At 39.8% G+C, this 16,532-nt stretch carries 15 protein-coding genes and 1 tRNA gene; 12 read left to right on the top strand and 4 right to left on the bottom strand.

The features are described 5' to 3' along the window. Positions 1 to 6 precede the first annotated feature (6 nt). Both JG479_RS03815 and JG479_RS03820 read right to left on the bottom strand, forming a co-directional pair. On the bottom strand, positions 7 to 399 hold the full coding sequence (locus JG479_RS03815) for a hypothetical protein (protein ID WP_033020692.1): 393 nt from the start codon (positions 397 to 399) through the stop codon (positions 7 to 9). A gap of 104 nt (positions 400 to 503) precedes the next feature. Beyond that, positions 504 to 1,373 (bottom strand): CPBP family intramembrane glutamic endopeptidase, encoded by an 870-nt coding sequence (locus JG479_RS03820; protein ID WP_200219999.1) that lies wholly within the window; start codon positions 1,371 to 1,373, stop codon positions 504 to 506. 112 nt (positions 1,374 to 1,485) lie between these two features. Between JG479_RS03820 and JG479_RS03825 the strand changes: the two genes are divergently transcribed. The 4 genes from JG479_RS03825 to JG479_RS03840 all read left to right on the top strand — a co-directional run bounded on the left by JG479_RS03825 (position 1,486) and on the right by JG479_RS03840 (position 4,856). Beyond that, positions 1,486 to 2,187, top strand: coding sequence for a DUF3581 domain-containing protein (locus tag JG479_RS03825; protein WP_200220000.1), 702 nt, complete (start codon positions 1,486 to 1,488; stop codon positions 2,185 to 2,187). A gap of 176 nt (positions 2,188 to 2,363) precedes the next feature. Beyond that, on the top strand, positions 2,364 to 3,611 hold the full coding sequence (locus JG479_RS03830) for a DEAD/DEAH box helicase (protein ID WP_200220001.1): 1,248 nt from the start codon (positions 2,364 to 2,366) through the stop codon (positions 3,609 to 3,611). Between the two features lie 59 nt (positions 3,612 to 3,670). Continuing rightward, positions 3,671 to 4,651 (top strand): sensor domain-containing diguanylate cyclase, encoded by a 981-nt coding sequence (locus JG479_RS03835; RefSeq protein WP_200220002.1) that lies wholly within the window; start codon positions 3,671 to 3,673, stop codon positions 4,649 to 4,651. A gap of 16 nt (positions 4,652 to 4,667) precedes the next feature. Further along, on the top strand, positions 4,668 to 4,856 hold the full coding sequence (locus JG479_RS03840; protein ID WP_039484956.1) for a hypothetical protein: 189 nt from the start codon (positions 4,668 to 4,670) through the stop codon (positions 4,854 to 4,856). A gap of 126 nt (positions 4,857 to 4,982) precedes the next feature. On the opposite strand, the gene JG479_RS03845 is transcribed toward JG479_RS03840, so the two are convergent. Next, positions 4,983 to 5,939, bottom strand: a complete 957-nt coding sequence (locus tag JG479_RS03845; protein ID WP_021032136.1) for a methylenetetrahydrofolate reductase — start codon at positions 5,937 to 5,939, stop codon at positions 4,983 to 4,985. A 250-nt stretch (positions 5,940 to 6,189) separates the two neighbouring features. On the opposite strand from JG479_RS03845, the gene JG479_RS03850 reads away from it, so the two are divergent. The 3 genes from JG479_RS03850 to JG479_RS03860 all read left to right on the top strand — a co-directional run bounded on the left by JG479_RS03850 (position 6,190) and on the right by JG479_RS03860 (position 10,804). After that, a complete protein-coding gene (locus JG479_RS03850) occupies positions 6,190 to 9,072 on the top strand; it encodes a M16 family metallopeptidase (RefSeq protein ID WP_200220003.1) in 2,883 nt (960 codons plus the stop codon). Positions 9,073 to 9,269: 197 nt separating this feature from the next. Beyond that, positions 9,270 to 10,088, top strand: coding sequence for a serine O-acetyltransferase (gene cysE / locus JG479_RS03855; RefSeq protein WP_002958786.1), 819 nt, complete (start codon positions 9,270 to 9,272; stop codon positions 10,086 to 10,088). A gap of 35 nt (positions 10,089 to 10,123) precedes the next feature. Beyond that, positions 10,124 to 10,804 (top strand): hypothetical protein, encoded by a 681-nt coding sequence (locus JG479_RS03860; RefSeq protein WP_200220004.1) that lies wholly within the window; start codon positions 10,124 to 10,126, stop codon positions 10,802 to 10,804. On the opposite strand, the gene xseA is transcribed toward JG479_RS03860, so the two are convergent. Then, a complete protein-coding gene (xseA, locus tag JG479_RS03865; RefSeq protein ID WP_200220005.1) occupies positions 10,801 to 12,132 on the bottom strand; it encodes an exodeoxyribonuclease VII large subunit in 1,332 nt (443 codons plus the stop codon). The two genes, JG479_RS03860 and xseA, sit on opposite strands and share 4 nt — an antisense overlap. A gap of 135 nt (positions 12,133 to 12,267) precedes the next feature. Between xseA and guaB the strand changes: the two genes are divergently transcribed. The 5 genes from guaB (at position 12,268) to rimI (ending at position 16,473) form a co-directional block, all read left to right on the top strand. After that, a complete protein-coding gene (gene guaB / locus JG479_RS03870) occupies positions 12,268 to 13,737 on the top strand; it encodes an IMP dehydrogenase (RefSeq protein ID WP_200220006.1) in 1,470 nt (489 codons plus the stop codon). Between the two features lie 102 nt (positions 13,738 to 13,839). Beyond that, positions 13,840 to 15,417 (top strand): glutamine-hydrolyzing GMP synthase, encoded by a 1,578-nt coding sequence (gene guaA, locus JG479_RS03875; protein WP_149602215.1) that lies wholly within the window; start codon positions 13,840 to 13,842, stop codon positions 15,415 to 15,417. Between the two features lie 155 nt (positions 15,418 to 15,572). Then, positions 15,573 to 15,649, top strand: a tRNA-Trp gene (locus tag JG479_RS03880). A 64-nt stretch (positions 15,650 to 15,713) separates the two neighbouring features. Then, entirely contained in the window at positions 15,714 to 16,019 is a 306-nt protein-coding gene (locus JG479_RS03885) for a hypothetical protein (RefSeq protein WP_039484938.1), read from the top strand. Continuing rightward, positions 16,006 to 16,473, top strand: a complete 468-nt coding sequence (gene rimI / locus JG479_RS03890) for a ribosomal protein S18-alanine N-acetyltransferase (protein ID WP_002958780.1) — start codon at positions 16,006 to 16,008, stop codon at positions 16,471 to 16,473. The genes JG479_RS03885 and rimI overlap by 14 nt, the downstream gene beginning before the upstream one ends. The last annotated feature ends 59 nt before the right edge of the window (positions 16,474 to 16,532 follow it).

Consider the following 16,532-nt stretch of genomic DNA (forward strand, 5'->3'; position numbering starts at 1 on the left):
TACTTATTAATAGTCGTAGGCCTGTCCGGTGCATAAAACAGATAAGTCGCAGTACGATACAGACGTTTCACTACAAGAATTAATAGTAAAAGCATTCCCGCCCCTGCGCATAGCATCAGCTTTAAGTAAATCAATCGCGTTTGATTTAGAGCGATTGTAACTTACATTATTGCTGCCCATACCGTCGCCATCACAGCTTTCACCTTCTATTCGGCCTAGGAGTGTTGCGCCACTTTCGTGTGCTTCTTGGTCGCTATAAAATTGCTGTAAATCTCTTTTATTAACGTAGGTGCCAATTTCTTGAGATAAAACACCGTTGTCTATATTTGTATGATAAGTCATTCCTGAACAACCAGTTATTGTGGCCAGCACTGTTATTGCCATTATAAAACGTAGCATATTTATTAGTCCTTTAATTTATTATTTAAAGTAGTAAATTACTAACAAAATCAAATGCTGGCAATGTTTGCTAACGGGTAAATTGTTAGCATTTGTAAATGTATTTAGATTTTACTGAGCATAGGGTAAGTAAACAAAAAGAAGTGGCAAACATTAACTAACCAATGACATATAATAGCCCACGCTAAGCGCTGCGTTTTATAAAAAATATAGCTATATCCTAAGCCTGCAATAAATGAAACCAATACATAGTTAAATCCTCCAGCAAAATGCGCCAAAGCAAACACTGCTGCTGTCATTATTGGGGCAAGTAGCGCTAGGCGAGTAGATGTGATTATTTGGCTAAGTTTGGTTTGTAATAAACCTCTAAACAAAGCTTCCTCAGCTACACAGGTAAATAAAAGATTAATAGCAATAAAGGCTAACCAAAAGTTGGGCACTTTTGGGTGAAAGCTTACAAGTCCAAGTGTTAAAGCCGCAGTGAGCGAAGCTAAAACAGTAGCAATAATTATAAAAATAGGTTGTTTAACGTTTAATGGGCCTGCTTTATTAGAGTCTGCTTTTAAAGCTTTTTTATTCGAATAAAAGTAAGCACAAAGGAATAACCCAGCCATAGCTTTATCAAAATTAGCATAAAGGGTAAAAGTAATCGCATCGTTTGTAATACGCTCATCTATAACAATAGGGAGGTTATTAAAACCAGGCACCCAATGAAGTGCTAATACCAGTGAGGAAATTATAAAAACAGTACCTAAAATAGCGCGTATTATTGCCCGCTTTGCATTTAGCACACAGTAGTATAAAACAACGTAAAGCCCAGTGCTGAGCAGAGCATACAAATTTATATAACCTTGAAAATACCCACTTACTACACTTAAAGCCATTAAGTAGTGCCAAAGGGGTTGCCGCATTATTGATATTTTGTAGTGCGGAAAAACACATATAATTGATAGTGCTAATAAATAAAAGGTCATTGTTTTTTATTACTCTGTTTTATTTAGCCATTAATCTAACAGATTCGACCTCTCAATATTTTTTTTCTGGTAATATAGATAGGTTATAAGCAGTTTAAGCAGTGAACAAACTATGTTAAGTCCTTTTTTTCAGCAGCATGCTGATTATGTTTCTATCTCTCGTGAGCAGGGTTGTCGCTTCGCTAAATGCGTTGCTGACGATTTTAATCCACTTCATGACAAAGATGCCAAAAAGTTTTGCGCGCCAGGAGACTTACTTTTTTCATTGGTACTAGACCGCTACGGTATTAGTGAACAAATGGAATTTACTTTTGCCGGTATGGTTGATGAAAACACCAAACTACATTTCCCTGAGGGAGCCGATGAGTTTGATGTTACCAATGGCGAAAAAGTAATTTTAAAGGTAAAGCGCAGCGGTAAAACCAGCCAATGCCCAGCACTAACTAATAGTCTAATAAAAAATTATGTTGAGTTTTCTGGTACAACTTTTCCGCATGTAATTATTCCATTAATGGGCAAGCAAGAGGTAATGATAAACCCTGCGCGCCCAATGGTAATTTACGAATCAATGCTTATCAATCTTGATAACCTTGATATTACAGCGCCGACACTTGAATTTGCAGAGCCTAGTTTTGAGTACGCCGGTAAGCGCGGAAAAATTACACTACGTTTTAACCTGTTAGAAAACGGCGTTAAAGTGGGTAGTGGTGAAAAGCACATGGTGGTTTCGGGTATTCGCGAATACTGCCAAGCAACAGTTGACGATTTAATAGCGTTTTACAACGAACGTAAAGCGACACTAAAGCCAGCTTAAAGCTACAGTAAATTATAAAAGGCGCTAAATACAACGGTTATTTAGCGCCTTTTTTATTGTTTTTGCGCTAAAGCGAAAGAGAGCAATCACGATTAAATACTTTTCTGGACTGGTTAATTTACGCAGTACAGTAATATGCGTACAATAGCGCTCTTTGTTATTTTAAAGCTAAGCCTATGTCTGCCACTACGTTCTCATCACTTAATCTCGACCCGTTATTATTAACAGCGATTGAGCAAAATAATTACACTCAGCCTACCGCAATTCAGATTAAAACTATTCCGCCTATTTTAGCCGGAAGTGATGTAATGGGCAGCGCGCAAACAGGTACGGGTAAAACCGCCGCCTTTGTTTTACCTCTATTGCATAAGCTTTTAAATACCCCTAAAAAAGATGAGCAAGGCCTTGTCCGCGTTGTAATTTTAACGCCAACACGAGAGCTTGCTCAGCAAGTATTTGCCAGCTTTGAAAAGTACGCACAAGGTACCAATATCAATGGTGCTTTAGCCTATGGTGGTGCAAGTATTGGCCCTCAAATTAAAGCACTTAAAACAGCGCAAGTTATAGTGGCCACACCAGGGCGTTTGCTTGATCATATAGTTAAAGGCAGTGTGGTACTTTCAAGCGTAGACTCTTTAGTGTTTGACGAAGCCGACCGCATGCTTGATATGGGTTTTATTGATGAAATTAGACGTATATTGCGACATATACCGGGCGATCGCCAAACTTTACTCTTTTCAGCTACGTTTGATGACAGCGTGTTTGAACTCAGTAAAAAACTACTTAAAAACCCAGAGCTAATTGAAGTTGATAAACGTAACTCAGCTGCGGTTGAAGTAGAGCAAGTTATTTACGCTGTAGATGAGGATCGTAAGCGCGAACTTGTATCGCACATGATTGGCATGAAAAACTGGCGCCAAGTGCTTATTTTTACTCGCACAAAACAAATGGCCGATCAGCTTGCTAAAGAAATGTGTAAAGATGGGTTAAAAACCGAATCAATCCATGGCGATAAATCGCAAGGCGCACGTGACCGTGCATTGCAAAACTTTAAAGAGGGTATTACACGCGTACTTGTTGCAACCGACGTCGCTGCGCGTGGTTTAGATATTTCTACACTTAGATACGTAATTAATTTTGAGCTGCCTTACATTGCTGAGGATTACGTACACCGTATTGGCCGTACAGGTCGCGCTGGTGAACAAGGGCTTGCTATGTCATTGGTAAGTCTTGATGAGCAATGGCTGCTAGAAGAAATTGAAGTATTACTCGATACGCGTTTAACGCCGCAGTGGTTAGAAGGTTACGAGCCTGACTTAAATAAAAAGCCCAAAGATAATCGTAAAAATACTAATAAATCTCGAAAAGATCGCGATAAAAAACGCATTACAGGTAAAAGAGAGCCAAGTAGACGTCGTAAATAATAGCTTTTACTTTACTTTTTTGCCTATACTGGAGCTATTAAATAGCCGAGGTAAAGTTAATGTTTGAAACTGATAAATGGGCATTCTCTGGTGTTGATGGCCAAATATCTTTGCATAAATGGCAAAAAACAATGGACCTTATCACGGGGCTTTTTTCAGCCCCGTCTGGTTATATAGTTCAGGCAACAAGCAAAGGCTATCGCGTTGTTATTAGAAATAACGAAGGTGGCTCAAGCTTTGAAACCAACCCGATACTTCCCCCTCAAACTCCTCTTTTTTGTCGGCACGTCGCTGAAACTAATAATATTTTATATGTTAATGATGCAAGCAATAACGATGCATGGAACACTCTCCCAGAAGTAGTTGAGGATGGCGTTGAATCCTACCTAGGCTTACCTATTCATTGGCCTGAAGGCGAAGTATTTGGCACGTTGTGTTTAAAAGATACTAAAAAAACAAGCTATACCGATGAATACTTTGAGCTCATAGAGCAACTACGCGATTTAATTGAAGACGACCTAGCGCTTGTGTATAGCTATGAGCAAATGCGCGAAATAGCCATGTTAGACTCATTAACAGATATTTATAACCGCCGGGCACTTAGCTTACTCGCTCAGCAAAAGCTAAATTTAGCACTGCGTTTAGGATTCGACGTATGTTGCTTGTTTATAGATATAAACGACTTTAAAAAATTAAACGACACCTTTGGTCATGAAGTAGGTGACAAAGCCTTAATTATTTTGGCAGATACGCTAAAAACGCATTTAAGAGATGCCGATATAGTAGGGCGCTTAGGTGGCGATGAGTTTGTTGCAGTAATGCAATTAAGCGATAAGAGTAAAATTAATTACATCATGGATAAAATATCCTCTGAGTATTCAAAAGCTTTACTCAAAGAAGACGTTTGCGATTTATCGCTCAGCATAGGTTATAGTTTTACTAATAAACAAAAGCAGCCCTTTGAAGCGCTATTGAATGATGCAGACCACGCAATGTATAAAAATAAACAAGCGTATAGGCTCGCTAAAAAAGAACAATAATAAAAGGAAGTTCGTCATGACTCATGCCACAAAAACTTGGCTGGTTTTTTCTGCGATAGGTTTTATTTTTTCATTAGCAATAATAAGCTTATTTGAAGCGCTTCCTAGCATTAGATTTATATCTGATGAGGGAATTATTTTTGGTGTTATGTGCTCATCGATGGGGTTTGCCTTAAAAAGGCTTGAGAGTAATAACCAAAAATAGCTTTCATGGATAGCTTAAGCTGCAAATTTTTACTTGTACTTATTAATTTATTTTTCAAAGTACGGACATAAAAAAGCAAGCCATGAGGCTTGCCAAGAAGGGTGTTAATTAGCTCTTACCTAGCCTTTAAGCTATTAATTTTTCAGCAAGGTTTAATTCCATAATAGCTTTTAATAAACGGTATAAGTTAATTGATGCGTCAATTTCTTCTTTACGGTTTGTTAAGCTTTCAATATTTAAGCCCAGTGGCACGTCTAGGTGCGCACAGCTTTTAAGTATTAAGTCGAGGTTTTCGCGGCAAATACGGACGGATTCGCTTAATGTATTGTCTGCATCGAGCATGCGCCATTTAGTTGCCTCTGGCACTGATATACCCAACCATTGCATAAACTCTAAGGTTTTTTCGCCGCCGCACGGGGTAAACGTTAATATAATACGTTGAGGTGTAATACCCTGTGCTTTACATGTACGTGCGTAGCTAGTGATTAGCTCTATAGTCGCTTGTGCATCGTAAACAGCTTGCGATATAAAAAACTGACAACCTTGTGCTGTTTTTTCTATTAATCGTTCGTGCTCATTTCGTTTACTTGAATGGCGCTCGGCAATAGTAACGCCACCTAAAAAGAAATCATCTGATTGCTCAGCCATTGCTTTATACGCATCTGGCAGGCTTAGCTTTATATCGCCTATCGATGATGGGCTACCTACTAAAACAACATTTTGTAAATCGTAGTCGTTTTTAGTTTCACTTAGCCAATCTTTAAATTCGCCTACGCCACGCTGCGCCACACTTTTATAAGTAATTACATCTTGTGCAGATAAATTACGAAGTAAATGGCTGTATTCACGCGGATCAACGGTTTGTTTAAACGCAAATGGACGGTCTTGATTAGTTCGGCTGCTTTCGTCTTGAATGTCGTAAATTATCACGCCGTCGTATTCAATTTCGTGTAAGCGACCTAATAGCTTTTCTGCAATGGTTTTTAATTGCGCTTTATCGGTGCCAATTTTAGGCGGGGTAGTACCAATAAGATAAACACCTTGGTTGGTGTCCACTATCTTCTCTTTTAGTGATAAAGCCATAATCCTCATTCCAGCTAAGTTTGTTTTGATGGATTTAATATAGCAGCCATTTAGACGTCTAGATAGATTTATTTAATGAAAGTTTTTCAATTAACATGATGTTTATTCATAGTGCTTGTTCCCATAATTTATAATTGACACAGTTGTTTACATAATAAATTCCCTTGGGGCTCTTATATTTATTGGCTTTGGGGCATAATTAAAGAGTTAAATCTGACAACAAATTTGCTCAATTTAAAAAGGGACAACAATGAAATTTAAATTATTAGCAACCAGCTTAGCGGTATCGCTGGCGTTAACAGGTTGCGCCATGCAACAAAACCAAAGCACGCAAACAACAGCACAAAAAGAACAAGTAAATAAAGCTGATGACCGTGTTTTTTCGCAAGATTACTTAATTGAAGAGCTAGAAAACGGCTTACGTGTCATGGTTGTTAAAACCGATTACCCTGATGTAGTGTCGCTGCAAATTCCGGTATCGGTTGGGTCGCGTAACGAAGTTGAAGAGGGTAAAACAGGCTTTGCTCACTTTTTTGAACACATGATGTTTAAAGGCTCACAAAAATACCCTGAAGATGTGTACTCAGACATATTAAAAAATTCAGGTGTTGATAACCGCGCTTATACAACAAACGATTACACAAATTACCATTTAAACTTTTCGAAGCAGCACCTTGATAAAGTACTTGAGCTTGAAGCTGATATTTTTCAAAACTTAACCTACACCGAAGAGCAATTTAGAACCGAAGCACAAACGGTAAAAGGTGAGTACTTAAAAAACAACGCGAGCCCAATTCGTAAATTATTAAGCGCTGTACGCGAAGAAGCGTTTGATAAGCACACGTATAAACACACCACTATGGGCTTTTTTAAAGACATAGAAGCCATGCCTGATCAAATGGCCTATGGTAAAGAATTTTTTGCTAAGTTTTATAAGCCTGAGTATGTGTCACTTGTTATTGTGGGCGATGTAGACCCACAAGCAACAATGGCAATGGTTAAAAAGCATTGGGGCAGCTGGAAAAAGGGTAACTATGTTGCTGACATTAAAGCAGAACCTGTTCAACAAGCACCAAAATATTTGCACCAGCAAGATGAAGCGCTACCAGGACACTGGTTACTTGTATCGTACAAAGGCGCTGCGTGGGAGCCTGCTAAAAAAGACAGAGCGGCACTCGATTTAATCTCACAGCTTTATTTTTCTAGTAATTCAGATTTATATCAAGAGCTAGTGGTCGACAAACAAATTGCTAGCCAAATGTTTACCTATAACCCAGAGACCAAAGATCCGGGTTTATTACACGTATTTGTTAAAGTAGAAAACGCAGACGATTTAGCCACTGCGCGCGATGCCATTAACCGAACTTATGCAAAAGCACGCACTGAGCTTGTTGATGAGCAAAAGTTGAGTGATTTAAAATCGAACCTTAAGTACAGCTTTATTAATGGCTTAGATTCGTCGCAAGCGATTGCATCAACCCTTGCAAGCTACATGCATTTTGAGCGCGATCCTGAGGTTATAAACCAGCTGTATAAATCGGCAGATAACATTACCAGCGCAGATATTAAAGCCGTTGCTAATAAATACTTTACTGATAACGCACGTACCACTTTAACGATGTCGGCACTTGATAAAGCCCCAGGTTTCGAGCAAGAAGTTGATTTAAATGCGCTTACTGCAAAGCTTGAACAAGCACCTGCGAAGCCTGCATTTAAAGTACTTGATAAAACCAATAGCTCGCCATTAATCGATGTTAACTTTTTATTCAATACCGGCGCGGCTGCCGACCCTCAAGGCAAAAAAGGTGTTGCTGCGTTAACTGCGGCTATGCTTGCACAAGGTGGCTCAGAGGCGACAAGCTATAAAGATATTCAAAAAGCACTTTATCCGCTTGCAGGTAGCTTTGGTTATCAAATAGATAAAGAAATGCTGTCGTTTCAAGGACGTATTCATAAAGACAATGTAGCGCAGTGGTATTCACTTGTGAGCGATCAATTATTAAACCCAGGCTTTAGAGATGACGACTTTAAACGCCTTAAAAAAGAAATGATCGATGGTATTAAATCAGGCTTAAAAGCATCTAACGATGAAGAGCTAGGCAAAGAAGTGCTATACAGTGCGCTTTACAAAAATCACCCTTACGAAAGTTACAACTACGGTGATATTTCGGATTTAGAAGCGTTGACGCTGGATGATGTTAAAGCATTTTATAACAGCGAGCTTACGCAATCTAAACTCACGGTTGGCTTAATTGGGGCTGTGCCTGCAAACCTTAAAGCTAAAATGATGAGCGATTTTGCAACGCTACCAAAGGGTGAGCAAAGCCGTTTAAGTATTCCTGATGCGCCAGCGCTTAAAGGTCATCATGCAACTATTGTAGAAAAGTCAGCGCAATCGACGGCGGTATCGTTTGGTTTCCCTATTGATACAATTAGAAGTAGCGAAGACTGGACAGCCCTTTGGCTTGTGCGTTCGTACTTTGGTGAGCACCGTAGTTCTAACAGCTTTTTATATGAGCGCATTCGTGAAACTCGCGGCATGAACTATGGCGATTACGCATACATTGAATACTTTCCACGTGGTATGTTTCAAACCAAGCCAGATGCAAACCTAGGGCGCTCTGAGCAAATATTTCAAGTGTGGTTACGCCCACTTCGCTCTAATAACGATGCGCACTTTGCAACACGTACCGCCTTGTTTGAGCTAGATAAGCTAATTAAAAATGGTATGAGCGAAGATGACTTTGAAGCTACGCGTAACTTTTTAATTAACTTTGTGCCGCAAATGGTGGCAAGTCAAAATCGCCAATTAGGTTACGCACTTGATAGCGAATTTTACAACACAGATAGCTTTGTAAGTTACGTAACTAATAAACTTAAAACGCTAACGCTTGCTGATGTAAATCGCGTTATTAAAGAAAACTTACAAACAGACAATGTTCACTATGTATTTATTACTGGTGACGGCGCTGATATGCAAAAACGTTTAGCATCGCAGCAAACATCGCCAATGATTTACAACACTAATAAACCTGCCGAATTAGTGGCTGAAGATAAAGTGATTGCTGATTATAAATTAGCAATTCCTGCAAAAAATATTGAAGTGATGAAAGTCGATAAAGTATTTCAATAATTTAAGTGTTTTTTAAGCGTTAAAATAATGCCTCGGTGCTATAAGCATCGAGGCATTTTTATTATTTAATAATGAAACTCAATAAACAGTTATACCTAATAACCAGAACAAATAACTAAGGGATTAACACCTTAGTGGTTAAATCCGTTAGACTTGGGAAAAGGCTATTTTATATCAACTTAAGGCAGTGCAGTATTATGCGTCATGCAATTTGGCAACAGCTTCGCGACGAAGCTAACGATGTAGTAAAACGTGAACCATTATTAGCAAGTCATGTTTATTCATGTGTTTTAAATCATGATTGTTTAGGTTCGGCATTGAGCTTTATTGTTGCTAATAAGTTGGCTGATGCGGTGGTATCTGCATTCACTATCCGAGAGCTGTTTGACCAAGCATTTGTAAAATGTGACCGTATGCTATCTTTTGTTGCTGAGGACATTAAAGCTGTAAAAGACCGCGACCCTGCATCAGAAACCTATCTTACGGTTATATTAAATCTAAAAGGTTTTCATGCTATTCAGGCGCACCGTTTGGCTAATTGCTTGTGGCAACAAAACCGCAAAGAGTTAGCGCGCTTTATTCAAAGCCGTAATTCTGAAGTGTTTGGGGTCGATATTCACCCTGCATGTAAAGTGGGTAAAGGCATTATGTTTGACCACGCAACCGGTATTGTTATTGGTGAAACAGCGGTAATTGAAGATAACGTATCAATTTTGCAATCTGTAACGCTTGGCGGTACAGGCAATGAGCAGGGCGATCGTCATCCCAAAATTAGAGCGGGCGTATTAATTGGCGCCGGCGCTAAAGTACTGGGTAATATTGAAGTAGGTGAGGGCGCACGAATTGGTGCGGGCTCAGTTGTACTTAGCAATGTTCCACCACACACAACCGCTGTTGGCGTACCCGCTAAAATTATTGGTCGACCGGATTGTGAGTGTCCGGCGCAAAGTATGAACCAAAATTTTTTAGCAAATCCTGAGCCTGAAAACGAATCGCACACGAGTGCAATGTTATAAGTAATTAAAAATAATAAAACTTAAAAGGAATTAACATGAACAAGAATAGTTTATTGGCTCTAGGGATTGGGTTTATTGCGGGTGTAGGTTTAACTTGGAGCTACTTTAACGCAGCTTCAAGTCATCCAGAATCTGTTAAGTCGCAGCCAAGTTATGAAAAACAGCAAAAGCTTCATACTGAACAACAAAGTAATGAGGTATTAAGTAATGCAGACTCTGTAGTACCTGAGCAAGTCGCTAGTATAGAGCCCGCTGAAGACACGCCTACAACCAATTCAGAAACCCAAATGCTTGATGAACTACCTTTAGAAGAGCAAGTAACTCAGCTTAAGCAGCAACTCGCCGAACAGAAAGCGGCGCTCAAAAGTGTTTTAAAGAAAATGAGGAGCCCTTCAGATTTTGAGCAGATTTTACGTGATAAATTTGAAAAGCAAACGCGCGACGAAGAATGGGCTTATCGTACTGAAATGGCATTACAAGATTTTTTATTAACAGCTGATTTATCAATTATTCCTGACGTTGTTAGTGCAAAATGTAAAAAAACAGTATGTGAATTTGAACTTGCCGCTCCTACTGATAACGACAGATTTGGTAATGCTCAATGGCGAGAGTTAAACGATAAGTTGATGGAACAAGAGTTTTGGCAACAATTTAAAAGCACTACCTCCACATCGAGCGATAGCGAACTTAAAATGTTGCTAAGTACAGAGCTTTAAATAATTTGTGATTCTATAGAGCCATCGACTAACTCTGTGACTAAAACATCGCCTGTTTTAATTTGCCCCACAGATTTAACTACTTTCCCTTGCTGTGTTTTAGTGATGCTATAACCGCGCGCTAAAACATTAAGCGGACTTACCGAGTCTAACCTGCTTGCTTGCAGTGCTAAGCTATTATTCGCTTGTTGTAACTGATGCTGTATAGCTTGGTGTAGCCTAGCTTGTAATTGCGAGAGTTGATGGCTTGCTGAAGTGAGTTTTTTATCAGGTGATTGGCGCATCAAACGCGGCGTTAAGTTATTGAGTGTGCGTTCTTGTTGGTATAAACGATTACGCATAGCTTGTTGCAGCGCAATGCTTAGCTCATCCAAACGTTGTGATTTTTGACTCAGCTGATTACGCGGATGACACAAATTAAGGCGGTGTTGTAACTGCGTTGCTAATGCGCGTTTATCGGCAATACCGTGCTTAAACGCGTTAGATAAACGATTAACTAATTGTGTTACTTTGTTGTGTAACTCTTGCGTATTTGGGCTTACAAGCTCAGCTGCGGCTGATGGAGTTGCTGCACGAACATCAGCAACGTAATCGCTAATGGTTGTATCTATTTCATGGCCTACTGCACTTACTATAGGTAATTCACTTTCAAAAATAGCCCGTGCGAGCTGTTCGTGATTAAAGCACCATAAATCTTCAAGTGATCCGCCGCCTCGTCCTAAAATAAGTACGTCTACTTCATCACGAGCATTAGCTAATTCAATTTGATTAATTAAATGTAGGTGTGCTTCTTTGCCTTGTACCATAGCAGGGTAAATGATTACTTCTAACTGCGGCGCACGGCGTTTAAGTACCGTTAAAATATCTTTTATAGCAGCGCCGGTTGCTGAGGTAATAACACCAATACGATTAATATTTTGCGGAAGTGGTTTTTTATACGCAGAGCTAAATAATCCTTCGGCGGCCAAACGCATTTTAAGCGCATCGAATTCTTGTTTTAGCTGACCTTCGCCGGCCGGTTCCATATGCTCAACAATAAGCTGGTAGTCACCGCGAGGTTCATAAAGTGATACACGTGCTTTTACTGTAACTTGCGCGCCATTTGTAGGGCGATAGCTTTGGTTGCGATTATTCCCGCGCCACATAGCGGCTTTAATTTGTGCTTTATCGTCTTTTAACGAAAAGTACCAATGTCCAGATGCAGGGGTAATAAAGTTAGAAATTTCGCCCGTGAGCACTAAAGATGCAAAACCTTGCTCAAGGATTGTGCGAATTTCTCTATTAAGGCGCGACACGGTGTAAACCGTTTGCGAAGGCTTCGAAAACATAAAAAACAACCTAAAACTATTTATTGCACTACTTTATCATAAATATTTGCGAAATATTATTTACTCATGCCAACAACGCTGTTAAAATTTGGCCGCAATTCCTTATCTTAGATCCACATGTGAGAAGTTGCCAAAATGCTTAGAATCGCTAAAGAAGCTCTTACCTTTGATGACGTACTTTTAGTACCTGGTCATTCTACTGTTTTGCCACACACGGCAAATATTTCAACTCGCTTAACGCGTGGTATCAAACTTAACTTGCCGCTTATTTCAGCATCTATGGATACTGTTACAGAAGCTCGTTTAGCTATTGCCCTTGCGCAAGAAGGTGGTCTTGGTTTTATTCATAAAAACATGACTATTGAAGAACAAGCGAAAAACGTACGTAAAGTTAAAACCTACGAAGCAGGTATTGTTTCATACCCTGTAACGGTTACTGCCGATTTAACAATTGCAGATGCAATTGAGCTTTCGCACGAAAAAGGTTTTTCAGGCTTTCCGGTTACCGACAGCAATAATGTGCTTGTAGGCATTGTTACTAGTCGTGATATGCGTTTTGAAACTAAGCTTGAACAGCCTGTTTCTACCGTTATGACTAAAAAAGAAAAGCTTGTTACCGTTAAAGAGGGCGCAGCACGCGAAGAGATTTTAGGCTTAATGCACGAACACCGCATTGAAAAAATCTTAGTTGTTGATGATGAATTTAAACTCAAAGGCATGATCACAGTAAAAGATTACCAAAAAGCCCAAGACAAACCTGACGCATGTAAAGATGACCAAGGTCGTTTACGTGTAGGTGCTGCTGTAAGTGTTGGCGCAGGTACTGATGAGCGCATTGCTGCATTAGTAGAAGCGGGTATTGATGTTTTACTTATCGATACATCGCATGGTCACTCTCAAGGCGTTATTGACCGTGTTACTAAAACTCGCAAAGAGTACCCAGACTTACAAATTATTGCAGGTAACATTGCAACAGCTGAAGGTGCGATTGCACTAGCTGATGCCGGAGCGGATGCAGTTAAAGTAGGTATCGGCCCTGGTTCTATCTGTACTACACGTATTGTTACCGGTTGTGGCGTTCCACAAATTACCGCTATTTCAGATGCTGTTGAAGGCTTAAAAGGTCGCGGCATTCCTGTTATTGCTGATGGTGGCATTCGTTTTTCTGGTGATATTGTTAAAGCACTTGTTGCTGGTGCATCGTGTGTAATGGTGGGTTCTCTTCTTGCTGGTACAGAAGAAGCACCAGGTGAAGTTGAATTGTACCAAGGCCGTTATTACAAATCTTACCGTGGTATGGGCTCATTGGGCGCGATGGATCAAAAAGAAGGTTCATCAGATCGTTACTTCCAAAAATCAAATGAAGCTGACAAGTTAGTACCTGAAGGTATTGAAGGTCGCGTAGCTTACAAAGGTCCTATTGCAACGATTATTCATCAGCAAGTAGGTGGCTTACGTAGTGCTATGGGCTTAACGGGTTGTGCAACAATTGAAGAGCTTAATACAAAACCACAATTTGTACGTGTTACTTCAGCGGGTATGGGTGAGTCGCACGTTCATGATGTGCAAATCACTAAAGAAGCACCAAATTACCGCTTAGGTTAAGCAGCGTAATTAATTTAATATACTGGGCTTGCTTTGCAAGCCCTCTTTTTAGTCGTTTACATTAACAAACGGCATTTAGCATCAGACTTTACGAGATACTCCATGAGCAAAGATATTCACGATTCACGAATTCTCATTTTAGACTTTGGTTCACAATACACTCAATTAATCGCCCGTCGTGTGCGTGAAATTGGTGTTTACTGTGAACTTTGGGCATGGGATGTGACTGAAGAGCAAATCCGCGAGTTCAACCCACAAGGTATTATTCTTTCTGGTGGTCCAGAATCAACAACACTTGAAAACAGCCCGCGCGCTCCTGAGTATGTATTTAATGCAGGCGTTCCTGTGCTAGGTATTTGCTACGGTATGCAAACAATGGCAGCTCAACTTGGTGGAAGTGTACACAGCTCTGATAAAAAAGAGTTTGGCTACGCACAAGTTGAAAAAGTAGGCAGCTGTGCATTATTTGATGCAATTGAAGACCATATTACTGATGGCGGCAACGGCGTACTTGACGTATGGATGAGTCATGGCGATAAAGTAATGGACATTCCAGCTGATTTTACAACAACAGCTAAAACATCTACTTGTCCACATGCTGCAATGTCTAACGAAGAAAAGCGTTTTTACGGCGTACAATTTCACCCAGAAGTAACGCATACTCATCAAGGGTTACGTTTGCTTGAGCGTTTCGCTATTGATATTTGTGGCTGTGAAAAATTATGGACTCCTGCAAAAATCATTGATGATGCTATTGAGCGTATTAAAGAAACTGTAGGTGATGACGAAGTTATTTTAGGTCTCTCTGGTGGTGTTGATTCATCAGTTGTGGCTATGCTTATTCACCGTGCAATTGGCGCAAAGCTAACATGTGTATTTGTTGATAATGGTTTACTTCGTTTAAACGAAGGTCAGCAAGTGATGGACATGTTTGGTAATAAATTTGGCTTAAACATTGTAAAAGTTGAAGCTGAAGAGCAGTTTTTAAATGATTTAGCTGGTAAGTCAGACCCAGAAGATAAACGTAAAGCCATTGGTCACACGTTTATTAATGTATTTGATGAGCAAGCCAAAAAGCTTAAAAATGCGAAATGGTTAGCGCAAGGTACAATTTACCCTGACGTTATTGAATCTGCGGCATCTGCCACAGGTAAAGCGCATGTTATTAAATCTCACCACAATGTGGGCGGATTACCAGATGACATGAAAATGGGCCTTGTTGAGCCATTGCGTGAATTATTCAAAGATGAAGTGCGTAAAATTGGTCTAGAACTTGGTTTACCGTACGACATGCTTTACCGTCATCCTTTCCCTGGACCAGGCTTAGGTGTACGTGTACTTGGCGAAATCAAAAAAGAGTACTGTGATTTACTACGCCGCGCAGATGCGATTTTCATCGAAGAGCTACACAAAGCTGAGCTTTACCATAAAGTAAGCCAAGCGTTTACTGTATTCTTACCAGTTAAATCGGTAGGGGTTATGGGCGATGCACGTAAGTACGATTGGGTTGTATCACTTCGTTGTGTAGAAACAATCGACTTTATGACAGCACGCTGGTCACATTTACCATATGAATTTTTAGGTGTGGTTTCAAACCGTATCATTAACGAAATTGATGGTATTTCTCGTGTAGTTTACGATATTTCAGGTAAACCACCTGCAACTATCGAATGGGAATAATTGATTTTAGTTTTAATTAACTAATTTTAAGTGATTAAAAAACGGCGAATTAGCATGCTAATCCGCCGTTTTGTTTATTTAAAAAGCAGTTAAACTAAAAGAGTGATTTTTCTCTTTACCTTTGGCGAAACTTCTCTATAATTCGTCGTCATTGCAGGGGCGTAGTTCCAATTGGTAGAACAGCGGTCTCCAAAACCGATGGTTGGGAGTTCGAATCTCTCCGCCCCTGCCATTTCTTCTTTACATCGTTTTTATTACTTCTTATATTGTTCAAATGTCTAATCTACTGAGTTGTTATGCATCCACGTTACGCAGCTATTTTTGATATAGAAAATCTTGAACTCAATCAGCATTATTGTCCTCAAGCAAATGACCAAGCTAATACTTTATCGCAAAGCACGATAGCTAGTTCTTTAACGCTAAATGAGCAACTACTTGCAGACATTAAACTCAGTGCAGAACCTATTATTATAAATAGCGTTGTACAGGGCAGTGAGATGCAATTAAACGACAATCAGCTTACATTGCCAACCCCACAGCTCAACGCCTCTGAGAAGCGCGCTTTATGGGCTTTAATGAGTGAACACCTTGATAAACTTTAAATCAGTAGATGAAACTGCAATACCTCAATTAATGGCCATCGAAACAGCATGTCATAGCCATCCGTGGACTTTAAATACAATGAGTTCATGTATAGGCGGGCGCTATTTTAATGTTGCCGCATTTGATGAGGTGAGCATGATTGGTTTTTATATTGGTGAAAAAGCAGGGCCTGATTTTACGCTTATGGATATTTGTGTAACACCAAGCCACCAGGGTAAGGGTATTGCAAGGCAGTTGTTAGCCCAGTTTATTGAATATGGTGAACAGCAAAATGCTGAAAACCTCTTTTTAGAAGTACGCGAATCTAATACGCGGGCTATTGCGCTATACGAGAACGCTGGCTTTACAGAGATGTCAGTGCGTAAAAACTACTATCCAAGTGATAATCCGGCCAAAAATGGCTTTGAAGACGCTATTTTAATGGGCATGGCATTAGGTTTAAACTTTTCATAGTTTAAGTCGGTGGTTAGCGTTTTAATCATAGAGCACTAACGCACCGAACTTGTACTATT

The organism is Pseudoalteromonas sp. LC2018020214 (assembly GCF_016598755.1).
Lineage (GTDB): Bacteria > Pseudomonadota > Gammaproteobacteria > Enterobacterales > Alteromonadaceae > Pseudoalteromonas > Pseudoalteromonas distincta.

Bases quoted from the DNA above. Each gene is read 5' to 3' on its own strand.
- JG479_RS03820 (WP_200219999.1), bottom strand. From the start codon at position 1,373: ATGACCTTTTATTTATTAGCACTATCAATTATATGTGTTTTTCCGCAC.
- guaA (WP_149602215.1), top strand. From the start codon at position 13,840: ATGAGCAAAGATATTCACGATTCACGAATTCTCATTTTAGACTTTGGT.
- JG479_RS03825 (WP_200220000.1), top strand. From the start codon at position 1,486: ATGTTAAGTCCTTTTTTTCAGCAGCATGCTGATTATGTTTCTATCTCT.
- guaB (WP_200220006.1), top strand. From the start codon at position 12,268: ATGCTTAGAATCGCTAAAGAAGCTCTTACCTTTGATGACGTACTTTTA.
- JG479_RS03845 (WP_021032136.1), bottom strand. From the start codon at position 5,939: ATGGCTTTATCACTAAAAGAGAAGATAGTGGACACCAACCAAGGTGTT.
- JG479_RS03830 (WP_200220001.1), top strand. From the start codon at position 2,364: ATGTCTGCCACTACGTTCTCATCACTTAATCTCGACCCGTTATTATTA.
- JG479_RS03850 (WP_200220003.1), top strand. From the start codon at position 6,190: ATGAAATTTAAATTATTAGCAACCAGCTTAGCGGTATCGCTGGCGTTA.
- cysE (WP_002958786.1), top strand. From the start codon at position 9,270: ATGCGTCATGCAATTTGGCAACAGCTTCGCGACGAAGCTAACGATGTA.
- JG479_RS03815 (WP_033020692.1), bottom strand. From the start codon at position 399: ATGCTACGTTTTATAATGGCAATAACAGTGCTGGCCACAATAACTGGT.
- JG479_RS03860 (WP_200220004.1), top strand. From the start codon at position 10,124: ATGAACAAGAATAGTTTATTGGCTCTAGGGATTGGGTTTATTGCGGGT.
- JG479_RS03885 (WP_039484938.1), top strand. From the start codon at position 15,714: ATGCATCCACGTTACGCAGCTATTTTTGATATAGAAAATCTTGAACTC.
- JG479_RS03835 (WP_200220002.1), top strand. From the start codon at position 3,671: ATGTTTGAAACTGATAAATGGGCATTCTCTGGTGTTGATGGCCAAATA.
- JG479_RS03840 (WP_039484956.1), top strand. From the start codon at position 4,668: ATGACTCATGCCACAAAAACTTGGCTGGTTTTTTCTGCGATAGGTTTT.
- xseA (WP_200220005.1), bottom strand. From the start codon at position 12,132: ATGTTTTCGAAGCCTTCGCAAACGGTTTACACCGTGTCGCGCCTTAAT.